The 16383-nt window shown below is 70.6% G+C and carries 13 protein-coding genes, 1 tRNA gene and 1 pseudogene; 5 read left to right on the plus strand and 10 right to left on the minus strand.

The features are described 5' to 3' along the window. Positions 1-112: 112 nt before the first annotated feature. Positions 113-718, minus strand: a complete 606-nt coding sequence (locus tag ACFQSB_RS08060; protein WP_354918267.1) for a TetR/AcrR family transcriptional regulator — start codon at positions 716-718, stop codon at positions 113-115. Positions 719-819: 101 nt separating this feature from the next. On the opposite strand from ACFQSB_RS08060, the gene ACFQSB_RS08065 reads away from it, so the two are divergent. After that, entirely contained in the window at positions 820-1698 is an 879-nt protein-coding gene (locus tag ACFQSB_RS08065; protein WP_380825308.1) for an aldo/keto reductase, read from the plus strand. Positions 1699-1980: 282 nt separating this feature from the next. Here ACFQSB_RS08065 and ACFQSB_RS08070 read toward each other — a convergent pair whose 3' ends face one another. Continuing rightward, positions 1981-2535: a mycothiol transferase gene (locus ACFQSB_RS08070; RefSeq protein ID WP_380825310.1), complete on the minus strand. Its 555-nt coding sequence runs from the start codon at positions 2533-2535 to the stop codon at positions 1981-1983. A 42-nt stretch (positions 2536-2577) separates the two neighbouring features. On the opposite strand from ACFQSB_RS08070, the gene ACFQSB_RS08075 reads away from it, so the two are divergent. Both ACFQSB_RS08075 and ACFQSB_RS08080 read left to right on the plus strand, forming a co-directional pair. Continuing rightward, complete coding sequence (locus ACFQSB_RS08075) at positions 2578-2760, plus strand: hypothetical protein (RefSeq protein WP_380825311.1); 183 nt, start codon at positions 2578-2580, stop codon at positions 2758-2760. A gap of 66 nt (positions 2761-2826) precedes the next feature. Beyond that, a complete protein-coding gene (locus ACFQSB_RS08080) occupies positions 2827-3489 on the plus strand; it encodes a hypothetical protein (RefSeq protein ID WP_380825313.1) in 663 nt (220 codons plus the stop codon). Between the two features lie 235 nt (positions 3490-3724). Here the strand turns inward: ACFQSB_RS08080 and fxsT are convergent, their stop codons facing one another. Further along, complete coding sequence (fxsT, locus tag ACFQSB_RS08085; protein WP_380825315.1) at positions 3725-6265, minus strand: FxSxx-COOH system tetratricopeptide repeat protein; 2541 nt, start codon at positions 6263-6265, stop codon at positions 3725-3727. A 249-nt stretch (positions 6266-6514) separates the two neighbouring features. Next, the gene (locus tag ACFQSB_RS08090; protein ID WP_380825316.1) at positions 6515-6973 is read right to left on the minus strand and encodes a hypothetical protein; all 459 of its coding nucleotides are present in this window, start codon (positions 6971-6973) and stop codon (positions 6515-6517) included. A 250-nt stretch (positions 6974-7223) separates the two neighbouring features. Here ACFQSB_RS08090 and ACFQSB_RS08095 point away from each other — a divergent pair. Beyond that, positions 7224-7376 (plus strand): annotated as a pseudogene (locus ACFQSB_RS08095) (DUF397 domain-containing protein); the annotation flags it as partial. Between the two features lie 98 nt (positions 7377-7474). Here the strand turns inward: ACFQSB_RS08095 and ACFQSB_RS08100 are convergent. The 4 genes from ACFQSB_RS08100 to ACFQSB_RS08115 form a co-directional block, all read right to left on the minus strand. Further along, positions 7475-7551, minus strand: a tRNA-Thr gene (locus ACFQSB_RS08100). A gap of 83 nt (positions 7552-7634) precedes the next feature. Further along, on the minus strand, positions 7635-9143 hold the full coding sequence (locus ACFQSB_RS08105) for an alpha/beta hydrolase (RefSeq protein WP_380825317.1): 1509 nt from the start codon (positions 9141-9143) through the stop codon (positions 7635-7637). Between the two features lie 231 nt (positions 9144-9374). Beyond that, a complete protein-coding gene (locus ACFQSB_RS08110; RefSeq protein WP_380825571.1) occupies positions 9375-10211 on the minus strand; it encodes a PSP1 domain-containing protein in 837 nt (278 codons plus the stop codon). A gap of 117 nt (positions 10212-10328) precedes the next feature. Further along, complete coding sequence (locus ACFQSB_RS08115; RefSeq protein ID WP_380825319.1) at positions 10329-12074, minus strand: FUSC family protein; 1746 nt, start codon at positions 12072-12074, stop codon at positions 10329-10331. A gap of 66 nt (positions 12075-12140) precedes the next feature. Between ACFQSB_RS08115 and ACFQSB_RS08120 the strand changes: the two genes are divergently transcribed. Beyond that, positions 12141-12641, plus strand: a complete 501-nt coding sequence (locus tag ACFQSB_RS08120) for a MarR family winged helix-turn-helix transcriptional regulator (RefSeq protein ID WP_380825320.1) — start codon at positions 12141-12143, stop codon at positions 12639-12641. Positions 12642-12643: 2 nt separating this feature from the next. Here ACFQSB_RS08120 and ACFQSB_RS08125 read toward each other — a convergent pair whose 3' ends face one another. After that, on the minus strand, positions 12644-13819 hold the full coding sequence (locus ACFQSB_RS08125) for a DNA polymerase III subunit delta' (RefSeq protein ID WP_380825322.1): 1176 nt from the start codon (positions 13817-13819) through the stop codon (positions 12644-12646). A gap of 10 nt (positions 13820-13829) precedes the next feature. Continuing rightward, complete coding sequence (gene tmk, locus ACFQSB_RS08130; protein ID WP_380825324.1) at positions 13830-15890, minus strand: dTMP kinase; 2061 nt, start codon at positions 15888-15890, stop codon at positions 13830-13832. Positions 15891-16383 lie beyond the last annotated feature (493 nt).

The following is a 16383-nucleotide window of genomic DNA, read 5'->3' on the forward strand; positions in this document are numbered from 1 at the left end:
GGCGGCCAGGGCGTCGCTCCAGCCCTGTCACCCAGGCGCCCGCGACGGTGGTACCGGCGGTGGGGTTGTACGGCCGGCCAGAGAGGCGAAGGCGGACCGCGTGGCGACTCCTTCAGGAACGATCGCGGGCGAGCAGGCCATCGACATCCCGGGCGAGCAGGCCGTCGACGAGGAGTTGCAGCATCCGGGTGGCCTGGGCGACGTCGGCGGCGGTCAGCATGATGCCGGCCATGCTGGCGGAGACGTCGGCCGGTCGGACGTCGGCACGCAGGCTGCCGTCGGCCCGTCCGGCGTCGAGGATGGTGGCGATGGCGACCTCGAGGTGCTCGCGGGTTTGCCCGGAGCTGATCGCACCACTGGCGATCACCGCGCGCAGGGCTTCGGCCATGCCGTGTTTGGTGGCGACGAAGTCCTGGTAGCGGCGCATCCACTCGCGCATGGCGTCGGCCGGCGGGAGGTCGCTCACCAGTCGCGCGGCCATGGCGCACAGGCGGGCGAGTTCGCTGCGGTACACCTCCTCGACCAGGGCGTCGCGGGAGGGGAAGTTGCGGTAGAGCGTGCCGACGCCGACTCCCGCCTCGCGGGCGATGGCCTCGATCTTGACGGGCTCTGGACCGGCGGTGAGGGCGCGGGTGGCCGCGTCGATGATGCGCTGGCGGTTGCGCTGGGCGTCCCTGCGGGCGCCGGGGCGTCGCTCGGACTCGGAAACCGCGATCACCTCAACCTCACAAGCGGAATCGATTCCGCTTCTGCTAGGGTCAGACAGAACTGAGCGGAATCGGTTCCGCTTACGGTCATCGTATCCGGAGGTCCACGATCATGACCACGACGCATGCGTACGCGTACGGGAAGCTGGGCGATCACGATGTCCTGCGGGCCGGCTTCGGCGCCATGCAGCTCGAACACGGCGACCCCGCGGAAGCCGTCAAGGTTCTGCGCCGCGCGATCGAACTCGGCGTCGACCACCTCGACACGGCCCAGTTCTACGGCACGGCCAACGACCTCATCAGGACCGCTCTGCATCCCTACGCCGAGGGCCTGCAGATCGTCACCAAGGTCGGCGCGGTGACCCATCCGACCCAGCGGCTGGTCACCGCCCAGAAGCCGGCGGAACTACGGGCGTCGGTCGAGGACAACCTGCGCGCCCTCGGCACCGAGCGCCTCGCGGTGGTCAACCTTCGCCGGGCCGACGTGCCACCGGGCATCATCGCCAGTGGCGACCAACTGGTCGACCTGGACAGCCAGCTGGCCGAGCTCATCGCCCTGCGCGACGAGGGCAAGATCGGCGGCATCGGCCTGAGCCACGTCGACCTCGCGCAGCTGCGGCAGGCTCTTCCGGCCGGCATCGTCTGCGTGCAGAACCTGTACAACGTCCTCACCCGCGACCACGAGGACGTGCTGACCGAGTGCGCCGAGCAAGGGATCGCCTGGGTGCCGTACTTCCCGCTCGGATCGGCCTTCGACCGGCTGCCCAGCGTCACCGACGACCCGGTCGTCATCGCGCACGCCGGACGCCTCGGCATCACCCCTGCTCAGGCCGGTCTGGCCTGGCTGCTCGGCCACAGCCCGGCCACGCTGCTGATCCCCGGCACCCGCAACCTCGCCCACCTGGCCGACAACGTCGCGGCCACCCAAATCCACCTGGACCAGCAGGCGACAACGGCCTTCAACGCACTGTCCCAGAACACGCCCACATAGCTGGAAACACCCGAAAAGCGGCTCGAGGAAGCACCCCCAAGAGGGGAGGCGCAGGGCGGCTCCTCGTGTGGGCGAAGCGACTCACGGAAGACGGAACCGATGGTCGCCGTGCCGCCGATCCCGATGCTGATCGGATGCGCTGTGCGCCCGGGCCGTCGAGGCGCACGGCCCCGAAGCCCGACACCGCGCCCTACCCGATGGTTCGCTTCCCGCCTGGGCCTTCTTCCCCCGACCCGGCGTGAACACCTCCCAGAGCCGCCGACAAGCCGGCGTGGCCGGTGCTCAACTCACCGGGTGCCAGCCGGGAGGAGGGTCCTCGCCGACCCGGCCGTCGACCGCCTCGCGGAGAAGGTCGGCGTGGCCGGTGTGCCTGCCGTACTCCTCGATCAGGTCGCAGACCAGGCGGCGCAGGCTGGCGTGCTCCCCATCCGGAGTGGAGATGTGAGCGAGCTGGTCGAGGCCGCCGCCGGCCAGCGCGGCCTCCAGCGTTGCGCGCGAACGGGCGACGGCGTCGTCCCACAGCCGGTACAGATACTCGGGGCTGTCGGTGTCGGCGGAGGTGAACTGCCAGTCGTCGCCGCCTTCCCAGTGCTCCTCCCACGGTGAACCGATCGACTTGCCCTGGAACTTGACGTTGAACATGTGGTCTTCCACCACGGCCAGATGCTTGAGGAGGCGGCCGAGGGTGAGCGTGGAGGCGCCGACGCGGGTCCGCAGCCCGTCCTCGTCAAGGCCGTCGGCCTTCCAGCGGAAGGTGGTGCGCAGTCGCTCGAGCGCACCCACCAGGTGCGCGGCCTCATCACCGGCCAACGGCGGTTCCCACGGAGTATCGGTCATAACGCAACCCTGGCACAGGCGGCCAAATATGCGGCGACACCGGTGGACCAGATGTGCGGCCGCAGCACCGGACCGCCCCTCCTCCCCGTCCGCGTCGTGGCCGCCCGCCTCGGGCACGCCGACCCTGTGATCACGCTCCGCGTCCACGCCCACCTGATCCGCTTTGCAGAGTCCGCCGTCGTGGAGATCTTCACCCAGGCCTTGGACCAAGGTTCGGGCCCGTGATAGGTGGTTACCGGCAGCGGTTGTGCGGGCGGCCCAAGGGGTGCATAAGTGGGACAGCAATTATGGGTGGAAGCCATCAAAGCGGTCCCCAACCTGGCCGTTGCCTTGATCACCCTGTCCGCGGGCTGGATCGTCGGTAATCGCCTGACCGCACGGTGGGACGAGCACAAGAAGCGCCGAGAGCTCGATCTCCAGGCCCTCGGCGCCTTCTACGCCGTCTACGGTCAGTTCTTCGCCCTCTGGAAGCTGTGGAGCGGCGCCCCATCGAGCCTTCCGGATCACGACGAGTTCCGTCGAACCATGCTGGAACGCACCGCCGCAGCAGAAGGGGAACTGGAGTCGCTGCTCGTCCGGCTCGCCGGTGAGCACAATCTTTCCGCGCGAGACCGTGTGCTGCTCGGCTGTTTCCGCCAGGGATTCCAGTCGCTCCGCCTGTGCGTGAAGGCCAACAAGCCCCTCCAGAGCCAGATCTACCGCCCCGGAACCGAGGACCTCGTCACCGTTCGCTGGGACGGCTCGGAGGCTCCGCCGTACATCGCCTTCAAAGCGCTCTCTGGACATGTCGCCGATCTCCTCGCCAAGGGATCGGCCGGCACCAAGCCAGAAAGAGCCTTCGAGGCTTTGAGAGAGATCACGCACACACGACTGAGCCGTGTCTGGGTCAACGAGACGTTCGACATCCTCCAGGTACATCACCCGGAATGGCCACCGCCTGAACACGCCTGTTAGCAAGGGTGCCGGCAAAAAAACCCCTCGCGGTGATCGCAAGGGGCCTGTGAGCTGGAGCCGCCTAAGGGAATCGAACCATTGACCTACGCATTACGAGGGGCACGCGAACAAGCTCCTTAGCGTCTACCTGCACCAACGCCCCGGCCCGCTACACGTAATGCACCGAAAACACAGGCTGCTCCTCAATACCCGGTCCACGAGTCGGTCCACGCAACCAGTCGAAATTTGCACTCTGTCAGATTGCGTGTTGGCCGTGCTGCCTCGCCTTGTTCTCCCAGTGAGTGAGGTTCCGCCGGGTGGCCAGGGTGTAGGGGTGGTCGGCACCCAGTGTCCGCTCGCGTATGGAGAGCAGGGCGGCGAGCTGGTCGCACGCGGCAGCCGCATCCCCTGCCTCCCCCGTCCAGCGAGCGAGGTTGTCCCGGGTGTTATGAGTGTCGGGGTGGTCGGCGCCCAGCACCCGCTCGCGTACGGGCAGCAGGAGGGCGAGCTGGTCGCGAGCGGCAGCCGCATCCCCCGCCTCCCCCGTTGAATAGGCAAGGTTGTGCCGGGTGGTCAGGGTGTCGGGGTGCTCAGCGCCCAGCACCCGCTCGCGTACGGGCAGCAGGAGGGCGAGCTGGTCGCACGCGGCGGCCGCATCCCCCGCCTTTCCCGTTAAGGCGGCGAGGTTGTGCCGGGTGTTCAGGGTGTCGGGGTGCTCAGGGCCCAGCACTTGCTCGACATCGGGAAGCAGGGCGGCGTATTGGTCGCGGGCGGCGGCCGGCTCCCCCGCCTCCCCTGTCCAGGAGGCCAGATAATGCCGGGTGGTCAGGGTGTCGGGATGATCGGCGCCCAGCACCCGCTCGTGGACGGGGAGCAGGGCGGCGAACTGGTCGCGCGCGGCAGCCGCATCCCCCGCATCCCCCGTCCAGCGAGCGAGGTTGCCCCGGGTGGTCAGGGTGCCGGGGTGGTCAGCGCCCAGCACCCGCTCGATGTCGGGGAGCAGGGCAGCGAACCGGTCGCGCGCGGCAGCCGCATCCCCCGCTTCCCCTGTGAAGGCGGCGAGGTTGTGCCGGATCTTCAGGGTGTCCGGGTGCTCGGCGCCCAGCTTGGCGGTGAATTCCTGCTGCATCTGCTGGATGAGGGTCGTGGAGGTGCGGTAGTCGCCGCTGCAGCCGAGGAAAATGGCAACTTGGTGCAGCGCCGGTGAGGTGAGGGGGAGGGCGGCGCGGGCGTGGGGCAGCAGTTGGGTATAGCGCGGCCAGGTGTCGGGCTGCCGGGGTGTGACAGGCAGAGCGGTTTGCAGCAAAGTGGCGGCTGCGTGCTGCCAGGCGGTGCGGGCAGGTGGGGGCAGTTGGTCGAGTGTGACAGCCTGCACCAGGCGATGTACCGAGACGGTGCCGCCGACGGGCCGGTTGATTAGGCCGTGGCGGCGCAGCTCGCTGATCGCAGTGTTGATGTCCAGCTCGCCGTGCGGAAGCGCACGCAACTCGGCCAGACCGTCGCCGTCGTGCAGCGAGTCGGCGGTGTCGTCGTGGTCGAGGGGGGTGAGGAGGAGCCGGTAGGGGATGGCCTCGGGGGCGTAGCAGGCCAGCAGCCGTATCAGCGCGATCGCGTGTGGGCTGGTATGGGTCAGGTGGTCGAAGGCGAGGTGCCAGGTGGAGGCGACGTGCTGGTCATACCCCCACGGCTGGCCCTGCGCCAGCATCTCGGCGCGGCGGCGGCGTAGCAGGTGCAGGTAGCCAGCCAGAGTGGTGCCGGTGGCGTCGATGTAGGCACCGGCCTGCTCCAACGCCAGCGGCAGTCCACCTAACTCGACCGCGACTGCGGCCGCAGTGTCCGGTTCGTTGTCGCCGGTGCGCTCGGTAAGAAACACGGCGGCGGGGCCGTTGTCTAGCACGTGCAGTTCCATGCTGTGGCGCGTTGGCCAGTGACCGGAGCGGGTGGTGACTAGAACGTGCCCGTCGCCGACGGGCGGCAGGAAGGCGCGCAGGGCTTCGGCGTCGAGGGCGTTGTCGAAGATGAGCAGCCAGGGGTCGGGGGAGGCAGCCAGGGCGGCGTGCACCTGGTGCACCGGGTCGACCAGCTCACCGGGCTGGCGCATGCCCAGCAGCGCGGCCAACTCGGCGAACGCCGCCGACAGCACAGTCGCGTCCTCAGCGGGCAGCTGCCACACCAATCGGTAGGCATGCTGGTAGCGGTGGGCGTACTCCACCACCAGGCTGGTCTTTCCCACCCCGCCTAGTCCATGGATCACCAGCAGACTCGGATGGGCCTGGTCGCTAGTCAGTCGCTGGTGCACCACGGCGAGAGTTTGGTCGCGGCCGGCCAACTGCGGCGGGCGGGGCGCCAGTCGGACCGGGCGGGCCGGTACCGGCGGCCGCGGCGGCAGCTGCACACCGCCCACCGTCCCTACGACGATCCCTCCAGTGATCATGACGCCGTCGCCGGTCATCACCGGGGCATCAATCTGCCCGGCGACCGAGCGCTGGTCGACATGCATGCTGCCCGGGCCGCTCACCCGGACCGAATCGGTCACCTGCCCGATCACCTGGCCACCGGACATCGAACCGCTAATCATCGGTGAAGCCAGCCCGCCCGGCACCACCGGCTCCGGCGAGGTAGCGGGTGCGCGCAGCTGCGCCCACAGCCCCGCCCCGGCCATTAGCAACCCGGCGATCCCGACGAACATACTGATCACGCTGGCTCGTTGGTCCAGTACACCCAGAACATGCTCAGGCAGGTGTAGCGGGTCGGTGAAGAAGCCGACCAGCCCCGCCACCACCAGCGCCAGCGACACCCCGGCTACCGTCCAGGGCAACACGCCCCGTAACCGCCGGCGCGCGCAGCCAGGCACCCGCTTCGAAGAAGACCCCTCCACCCTGTCAACAGTGACCGACCCACTACAAAACGCGCAGACCTGTGACAAACCCGTTACCGATCTCTGCGCGGGGTGGCCCAGCGGATCAAGACGGCAGACGAAGCTAGAAGAGGGCATCTTGCGCCGGCGCAGTCGCCTCGGGCGATGCAAGCCGGATCATGAACGAAATTACGAATTCGAACCCTGCCTGCTTAAGGGATCGCCTGTACTCGCTGACCAAAAACGCCTTTTGGGCATGGCCAGCACTTTCAGGTAGGCCTCGCGCTGTCTGGCGTCCGGCGTCGGCACGGCGCTCGCCGGCGTGCTCGCGGCGGCGGCTGGGTGGGCGGGGAATCGGTCCCGGGCGGCGACGGCGAATGCGACGACGCCGAGGATGAGCAGGGACGCGGCGATGCAGAGGATGAAGATCACCGCGCCTGCCGAGAGCTGCCGCTTCTTCGGGGGCGTGGAGGGCTGCGTCGCCCACTGCGTCTGAGGGTGCATAAGCCGTGACGGTACGCGCTCCCAAAGATCGTCCGCCGGCAGTACCCGGACGGACGCCCGAATGGGGCGAAACAGCACAATCCCAACACGCGGGCCGCCTGGTGCACGCCCTTTCTCCTCGGCCAGCCAGGTGCCGATCTCCACCACCGCGCTCCCCTGGAGGATCCGCATGACCATGCCCACCCCGCCCGCACAGCCCCCCGCCGCGCTGGCCCGGACTCCCCCCCGCGCAGCCTCCGGCCGACCCCACGGCCCCGCCCGCGCAGCCTCCCACCAGCCAGGGCCAGCCGTCCGCGCCGCAGTGGACACCGCCGCCCGCCGTCCCGCCCGTCCCGCAGCGGATCTGCACATTAGCGCTCAGCGTCGATGCAACTCGTGAGCGTCTTACCCCGGGAGTGGTAACGACTGCGTGGAGGTGGCGGGCAACCTGCCCGGAGTGGTGCTGGTGCGCGACAGCAAGCGCCCGGCTGTGCCGCCGCATCGGGTGAGCCGTGCTGCCTGGCGGGCGTTCGTGGCGGGCGTGCGGGCCGGCCGGCTCGGCAGCTGACCTGACCGGGGACCTTGCACCCTGTCCCCTGTCAACGATCCCTGTCACAGAGAAACCCCCTAGAGATCATCTCCAGGGGGTTTACGCTGGTCAGAGCGTGGAGCCGCCTAAGGGAATCGAACCCTTGACCTACGCATTACGAGTGCGTCGCTCTGGCCGACTGAGCTAAGGCGGCGTGCCACGGGGTACCCGCAGCGTGTGGAAGTCTACAGGTTTCCGGGCGTTCTCGCTCACGTCGGTGGTGGGCGGATGGCGGGGTCAGGTGACCTTGGGGCAGAGGGTGCCGGTCTTGGGCGTGGTCAAGGTCAACAGGTAGCGATCGACGGCGGCGTCGATGCAGCTCGAGCCGGTGCGGTAGGCGGTGTGGCCGTCGCCGTCGTAGCTCAGGAGCACTCCTGAGGACAGCTGCGAGGCCAGGGCCTTGGCCCACTCGTACGGCGTGGCGGGGTCGCGCTGGGTGCCGACGACGAGGATGGGCGGGGAGCCGGCGGCCTTCAGCGGCTTGTCGGTGCCGGTGGGCTTGGCCGGCCAGTATTCACACGGTAGGGATCCCCACATGACGTAGGCGCCGAAGTGCGGGGACTCCTTCTGCGCCGCGCGGGCGGCGTCCTCGTAGGCGGCGGTGTCTCGTGGGTAGGGGTGGTCGATGCAGTTGACGGCCATGTTGGCCTCGGTCTGGTTGGAGTAGCTGCCGTCCTGGTGGCGGTCGACCAGGATGTCGGCCAGCCGCAGCAGGGTGGTGCCGTCCCCGCGGAAGGCCTGGGCGAGGGCGGTGCGGAGCACGGGCCAGGAGCGCTTGTCGTACAGGGCGGTGACGATGCCGAGGGTCGTCCACGACTCGTCGATCTTGCGGCCGTCGCCGGTGTTGTTGCGCAGCGGGTGCTCGTCGGTGCTCTTCAGCAGGGTCGTCAGCTGCGCGAGCGCGGCGTCGGTGTTCTTCGGGGAGAACGGGCAGGTGGTCTGGTTGAAGCAGTCGGCGAGGAAGGAGCGGAACGCGACCTCGAAGCCGCGCGCCTGGGCCGCGTTGACCGTCGGGACCGGGGCGAGGGCGGGGTCGATGGCGCCGTCCAGCACAAGGGCGCGCACCTTCTTCGGGAACAGGTCGGCGTAGACGGTGCCCAGGTAGGTGCCGTACGACTTGCCCAGGTACGTCATGCCCTGGTCGCCGAGGACGGCGCGCAGGACGTCCATGTCGCGGGCGGCGTCGGCGGTGCCGACGTGCGGGAGGAGCTTGGCCGACTTGGCCTGGCATCCTTCGGCGAAGTCCTTGGCGCCCTTGGCGAGCTCCTTGACCTCGGCGGAGTCGTCGGGCGTGCCGTCCAGCCCGATGAACTTGTCGAGTTGGGGGCCGGACAGGCAGTGGACCGGCGCGGACTCCCCGACGCCGCGCGGGTCGAAGCCGACCGTGTCGAACCGGGCGAGGATGGCGGGCGTCAGCACGGTCTTGGCGGCGCGGGCGTACTCGATGCCGGAGCCGCCCGGTCCGCCCGGGTTGAGGATGATGGACCCGATGCGCTGCTTCCCGGTCGCGGGGAGGCGGATCACGCTGATCGCGATGCGGTCGCCGGACGGGGCCGCGTAGTCCAGGGGCACTTCGAGCTTGCCGCACTGGAAGCCGTTCTTGCAGTCCGTCCACGCGATCTTCTGCCCGTAGTAGGGCGCGAGCGCGGCCGAGGGGGCCCTGGCGGCGTCCCCACCGGCCGAGGTCGGCCCGTCCGCGCGGTTGCCCGCGTCGCCCGTCGCCGAGCAGGCCGAGGCGAACAGCATCGCCGCCACACATGCGGTAGCCGTACGGCTAGCGCCGGAAAAGCGCATCATCGCGCCGCCACCCATCCCCCGTTGTAGACGTCTTCGTCGCGGCGGGCCCGCCGGCGGGCCCTTGCCGCTGATTCCCGCCGGCCTCTGTCACAGAGGCCCCGCGGGCCGTTCCCCCGTTGTGCGACGCCGGCTGTCGATCAACCGCACGGCGTCTTGGTTGTACCCCGCCCACGTGGGCTTTCACTCCTCGACGGTATCCCGTCCGCCGTACCTCGCGTCGTGCTGCTGGCGCGGCGAGCACACGCTCGCCCGGGAGCAGGCGCACCGGCGTCCCCCGTCGTTCAGGCGCACGACGACCGAGTCGGAGGGCACGTTGTGGCCGATGACCGTGCCTTCCCCTTCGGGCGTGTCGACCGCCGCCCCCACGCGCGGCGCCGCCGAACGGAACTCCTGGTACAGCGGGTGCTCGTACTTCAGGCAGCACATCAGTCGCCCGCAGGCCCCCGCGATGCGGAGCGGATTGACCGGAAGGTCCTGGTCTTTGGCCATGCGGACCGAGACGGGTTCGAAGTCCTTGAGGAAGGTGGCGCAGCACAGGTCACGGCCGCAGGGGCCGATGCCGCCCTGGAGGCGGGCCTCGTCGCGCGGGCCGATCTGGCGCAGCTCCACGCGCGCCCGCAGGTTGCGGGCGAGATCGCGGACCAGGGCGCGGAAGTCCACCCGGTGCGGGGCCGAGAAGTACACGGTGTAGACGTTCTCGGCGTCGAGGTAGTCGACACCGACGATCTTCATCGGTAGCTCGTGCCGCTTGATGAGGCGCTTGGACACGCTGCGGGCCTCGGCACGCCGCCGCCGGTTGCCCTCGTCCCGCTCAAGGTGGTCTTCGCCGGCGATGCCCGCGCAGATGGGCAGGCCCTCGACGTCGTCGCTCACCCATTGCGGCGCCCACACGCACTCGGCCACTTCCGCCCCGGCCTCGGTCGGCACGAGGACCTTGTCGCCGACCTTGGGACTGTGGTCGCCCGGATCGAGATAGTAGAGCCGTCCGTAGCGGGTGAAGCTCACGGCCATGATCATGCCCACGGAACGCCTCCGCCTCCTCGCCGTCACGCCGGTACGGCCGGCGCCTGCGCGCTTCCGGCCCACATTACGCGCAGATCGGTCGCAGGAGGCAACCCTTCGGGGCGGCGCCGCTCATCGCGGTGCGGCGGCGGGGGCGTCCGCCGCGGCGGCGGCGCCAGGGATGCCGGAGGCGCCGTGGCCGGCGGTGAGGGTGGCGTGCACCGATCGCAGCCTGCCTTCGAGCTCGACCAGGGCCCGCAGCACCGGATCGGCGCCCTGGCCCGCCGGCTGCTCCTGGTCGAGCGGCGGGAGTTCGACGGGCACCCACGCGGGAGCGGGGCGACGGCCCAGAGTCAGCCGGATGGCTCCGATGTTCCTGCGCAACGCGATCCGGGCCGCGCGGTGGGACGGTACGGAGGACGGACCGGGCTCCGCTGCGGCGGACGGGGTGACGGGTGCCGCGGTCGCCGACGGAGTGGAAGACGAACGGGGCGGTGGCGGGGCGGTGAGCGTGGCGACCGGATCGCCGCATGCGGCCAGGTCTTCCGCGCATTCCGCCAGCCCCGGACGGGTCCGGTGCGCGGGCAGCACGGGGACCAACGGCCGCAGGACGCGCCGCAGGGCGACCAGAGGCTCGGCGGCGATCTTCAGCGCCGCGGCCTGTTCGTCGAACAGCGCGCGTTTCTCCTGCTCCGGCGGGTCTTGCAGAAGATCGCCGAGCGCTTCCAGTGTGCGCGACAGGTTCCGGCGCACGACGGCCTCGGTTCTGATCGGCAGCAGGACGAACGCCGGGAGGACCGCGCAGACGGTGCCGAGCACGATCTGCAGCAGACGCTCGCCGAGGAACGCCGGACCGGCCTGGCCCAGCATCCCGTACAGCAGGGCGAGCATGCTGGTCATGCAGAACGACCAGTACGCGTAGTCCACCTGGCGGAGGATCAGTCCCACCAGCAGGTACGCGAAGATCGCCACGACCGCCGCCACCGGGTGCCCCGTGACCGGACCGGCGATCAACGTCGCCGTGCCCGCCCCGGCCAGGGCGCCGGCGAAGCGCTGGGCACCCTTGTGCAGGACGTGGCCCCGCGACCGGGCACCGATGGTGACCACCAGGGCCGTGACCACCGTCCAGGGCCAGTGGGCGGGGAAGAGCAGGTGGCCGGCCGTGAAGGCGAGCGCCAGGGCCAGCGCCGACTGCGCGGCCAGCCGGGTGTGCACGGACCCCGACGCCGCCGCCGAGGACGAGAGCGGGGACGGGGACGGCGACGGGGACGGCGACGGCGACGGCGACGGCGACGGCGACGGCGACGGGAGTGGGACGGCGGTCGTTCCGTCACCGGGAGGCGCCGGTCGGGGACGCAGGCGCGCCATGGCCACGGCCGCGACGCCGTTCCACGCGACCGCGACGAGCGCCGCCACCGCCGACCAGCCCAGCGCGGCGAGCGGGTCGCCGCCGACCGGGACCGGCGCCATGAACAGGCCCAGCAGGGGCAGCGCCATCAACCGCCCGAACGCCGACGCGACGTGGCCGTACCGCCGCAGGTGGATCGACACGAAGACGAGCACGACGAACAGGGCGCTCCCCGCCAGGGGACTGACGAGCATGAGCGCGCCGACGACCGCCACGCAGGCCGTCGCCACCGGGAGCCCGAGGATCACCAGCGGACTCTTCCAGCCGGCCCCGCCACGGGACACCCGGTCCAGGGAGAAGGCGATCACCACACCGAGGACGAGCACACCGGACGACGCGTGGGCCCAGCGGGCGAGGACCGCGAGCGTGGCGAACGTCCCCACGGCGGCCACGAACGCGCGGAACCCGTGGAACACCGCGAAGCGGTCCGGCAGCAGGGACCGGCGGCCGAAGCGTATGCGCCAAATCATAAGAATGTACGTATCAGATTCCCGTGATTGGCGGCTAGATAGTACGAGAAAGCGTATTATCTGATCGTGGAAGAGGACGATGCGCGGGCCGAGGTCTCGGCGGTACGGCGGGGAGCGATGCGGCTGGCCAGGCGGCTGCGGGCCGAACGGCCGGAAGGGGTCCTGAGCAGCGCGAAGCTCAGCGTCCTTTCGCATCTGTACCACCGGGGCGGCATGACGCCCAAGGCGATCGCCGAGCTGGAACGCGTGCAGGCGCAGTCGATGACCCGCGTCCTGGCCGAGCTGCAACGCGAGGGGCTGGTCGCCCGCGAACGCGACCCGGGCGACGGACGCCAGTCCTTGATCACCCTCAGGCCCGAGGGCATGGCCGCCCTCGTGCGTGACATGTCCTACCGGGACGCGTGGCTGGGCCGGGCGATGGAGCACCATCTGTCCCCGGCGGAGCGCCGTATCCTGCACCTCGCCGGCGAACTCATGGAACGACTCGCCGAGGCCGACCTCCCTCCCGGCCCGACGCCGTCACACTCACCATCGGAGTCGACGATCCAGGCGACCGGGCCGGCCTGAGGTCAGGGGCGCCAGAGGGAGACGGCCATCGCCTCGACGGCGATCTGGGGGTTGACGTTGGCGGCCAGCCGCTCGCGACAGAGCATGATCGCGTCGATGCGCCGCAGGGTGTCCTCGGGCGGGCTCGACCGCGCCAGCGCGACCAGGTCGGCCCTGCGGTCTTCGGTGGACAGTTCCACCTCGGCCCCGAACTGGACGGCCAGGACGTCGCGGTAGAAGGCGACCAGGTCCAGCAGGGCGACGTCGAGCGAGTCGCGCTTGATGCGCGTCGCGCGCGACTTCTGCCGGTCCTCCAGCTCCTTGATCGCCCCGGCGCCGCCGCGCACCAGCCCCCTGTTGAGGCCCTTGCCCGACGAGCCCTCGCCGTAGATCTTGCGCAGCTCGGTGGTCTCGGCCTCGTTGAGGTGCGCGGTGGCCTCCTCGGCGTCCTCGGCGGAGGTCTTGACCAGGCGTTCGGCGGCGTCGACGCACTCGCCGACGCCGGTGAGCGAACGCGGCAGCGACAGGACCGCCTCGCGCCGGCGCCGTACCTCCTCGTCCAGGGCCAGCCGCCGCGCCCGGCCGATGTGCCCCTGGGTGGCCCGCGCGGCGAACTCCGCCACCTCGGGCGCGACACCGTCGCGCGTGGCCAGGACATGCGCGACGGCCGCCGTCGAAGGCGTGAGCAGGGTGACCACCCGGCACCGGGACCGGATCGTGATCACCATGTCGTCCGGGGACGGCGCGCACAGCAGCCACACCGTGCGCAGCGGCGGCTCCTCGATGGCCTTGAGCAGCGCGTTGGCGGCGGCCTCGGTGGAGCGGTCGGCGTCCTCGAACAGGATGACCCGCCACCGGCCGAGCGTCGGGGCGCCCGCCGCGCGGAGCACGAGCTCGCGCGTCTGCTTGACGCTGTACGACAGCCCTTCGGGCCGCACGGTCTCGACGTCGGGGTGGGAGCCGATGGCGACCTGGTGACACAGGTCGCAGTGGCCGCAGCCCTGGTCGGGACAGAGCAGCGCCGCGGCGAACGCCCGGGCGGCCTCCGAACGGCCCGACCCGGGGGGACCGGTGAACAGCCAGGCGTGCGTCATGCCGGCGCCGCGCCCTCCCGCGAGGGCCTCGGCGGCGGCCGCGGCGGCACGTCCGAGAACGTCCGCCGCCTCGTCCTGGCCGACCAGGTCGTCGAAGACCGTCACGCAGGCAAGACTAGTCGCGGATAGCGGGCATCGTGCCGGTGATGGCCTCGGTCTCCTGGGGGACCGGGTCGGGCAGGATCTCGCGGACGCGGTCCTGGATCAGCAGGGAGATCTCCTGCTGCGTGCGCTGCCCGTCCACGACGAGGTAGCGGTCGGGCTCGGCGGCGGCCAGCGCGCGGAACTCCCGGCGCACCCGCTCGTGGAACTCCAGCGGCTCGGCCTCGATGCGGTCGGCCGGCGAGGCCATGCGCCTCAGCCCTACCGACGGCGGCACGTCGATCAGCACGGTCAGGTCGGGGACGAGCCCGCTGGTGGCCCAGGAGTTCACCTTGGCGACGTCCTGCTGGTCGAGCTCGCGCCCGGCGCCCTGGTAGGCGAGCGAGGAGTCGACGTACCGGTCGCAGACGACCATCGCCCCGCGGTGCAGGGCGGGCCGGATGACCTTCTCGACGTGCTCGGCGCGGTCGGCCGCGTACAGCAGGGTCTCCGACCGCGCGGACAGCCCTTGGTGCGTCGAGTCGAGCAGGATGGCCCGCAGCCGCATGCCGACCTTGGTGGAGCCCGGCTCGCGGGTCTGCACCACGTCGAAGCCCTGGTCGCGCAGCCAGATGGCGATCAGCCGCGACTGGGTGGTCTTGCCCGATCCCTCGCCGCCCTCGAAGGCGATGAACAGGCCGTGCGACAGCTCGGCGGGTTCGGGCACGTACCGCTCGCCGCGGAAGGCGGCCATCAGGTCGGAGGTGATGGACACCTCCCGCCGGTCGTCCATGTGGCGCAGCGCGAGCGCGCCGACGACGATCGCGACGAGCGCCCCGATGAGCATGACGAGGTTCGGGCCGTCGAAGTGGTAGTCCAGGTGGGCGCCGAGCGTGATGACGTGCGTGCCGAACACGCCGGCGAGGGCCGGGGCGACGGCGACCACGAGCAGCAGGGTCACCCGGGCCATGGACTGCAGGAAGGAGAAGGTGCGGCCGCGGATGCCGTCCTCGACCTCCAGGCCGATGAGCGTGTACCCGATGATCCAGGCGATGCCCGCGCAGGCGCCGAGCACGACGACCAGCATGACGACGATGACCAGGTTGTGGATGAGCGCGGTGCCGGCCAGCACGACGCCCGCCGTGACGATCGCCAGCCCGAACAGGCGCCGCCGCGACAGCTCGCGCAGCAGCCGGGGGCCGAAGAAGATGCCGGACGCCATGCCGAGGAAGACGGCGGCGAAGACCGTGCCGTACGCGGCGTCCCCGCCGCCGAGCGCCACGACGTACACCTTGGCGACGCCGATGACCGCCCCGCCGGCGGCGAACGCGCCGAGCATCCCGATGACCAGCCCGCGGACCATGCGGTTGCCGCCGACGAAGCGCCAGCCGTCGACGATCTGCCGCAGCACCGAGGGGGTGGCGACCGCGGCGGTGTGGCCCTTGGGGATGCCGCGGAGCGTGAAGATCAGGAACGCGGAGACCAGGTAGGCCAGGGCGTTGACGATGAGCGCGGGGTGGGCGGGCTCCAGGGCCATGCTCGGGACCGCCTTGCCGAGCACCTCGACGCTGACCGACAGCACGGCGAACAGCGCCGCGGCCACCGGCGCGGTGCCGTAGGTGACCAGCAGATTGAGCTGGTTGGCCTCCTCCAAGCGGTCCTTGGGCACGAGGTTCGGGACGGTGGCGTCCTTGGCGGGCACCCAGAACAGGTTCACGCACTCGACGAGGAACGTCGCGATGATGATCCACTGGTAGCTGCCGACCAGCGGGATCGACAGCACGAGCGCGAAGCGCGCGAGGTCGGCCAGGAACATGGTGAGGCGCCGGTCGAACCGGTCGGCGAACGCGCCCGCGAGCGGCCCCAGCACGATGGCGGGCAGCATCTTGACGACGAAGACGCCGCCGATGGCGAGGCTCTGCGCCTTGTACCCCGCCCCCTGGGTCAGGTACGCCGCGAACGCGGTGATCGCGATGATGTTGAGCCAGTCACCCAGGCTGCACACCGCCATGGCCGTCCACAGCCGGCGGAAGGGGGCGTTCGCCAGCACGTGGGGAGGTCTGCGACGCGAGGCGGACCGGCCGGAGGTGGTCATGATGTCAGCGTATCCAGGTGCTCGCTGGGCATGGGGCGGATCGAACGCAAGACGGATTCGCCCGCGTGGTCCTCACCTGAGGGTATTACCAGTCCCTGCCCCTCGCAGGAAAGATGTGGCGAAAAGTAGGACAGGTTCCTGGTTCCACGAGCGCGGACCCGGCCCCGCCCGGCGCGCGCGGTCGATCGCTGAATGATCTCACAGGCACCGAATGGCACTCAGGCCACTCAAGTGTCACCTCTGCGCCACAGAGGGCCTCCCGCGACCTGCATGCCGCTCCCGGAGCGAGAGAAATCGCCCGCTCCGGAGGTACGTACGGCACATCTCGGGCAGCCTCCCCACGGTGAACAGACACTCGCCTCGAGATGACGTTCTCCCGAACGTGTGCGGCCGCCGGGCGGCCGTCGGCGGCCTCCAGGCTTTGCCGACCTGGACGCGTTCCCGCGCCGGCCACGGGGAACGGGATGCCGAGGAGGCGCCGGCCCTCCTTCCC

The organism is Sphaerisporangium rhizosphaerae, from assembly GCF_042665155.1.
GTDB classification, from domain to species: domain Bacteria; phylum Actinomycetota; class Actinomycetes; order Streptosporangiales; family Streptosporangiaceae; genus Sphaerisporangium; species Sphaerisporangium rhizosphaerae.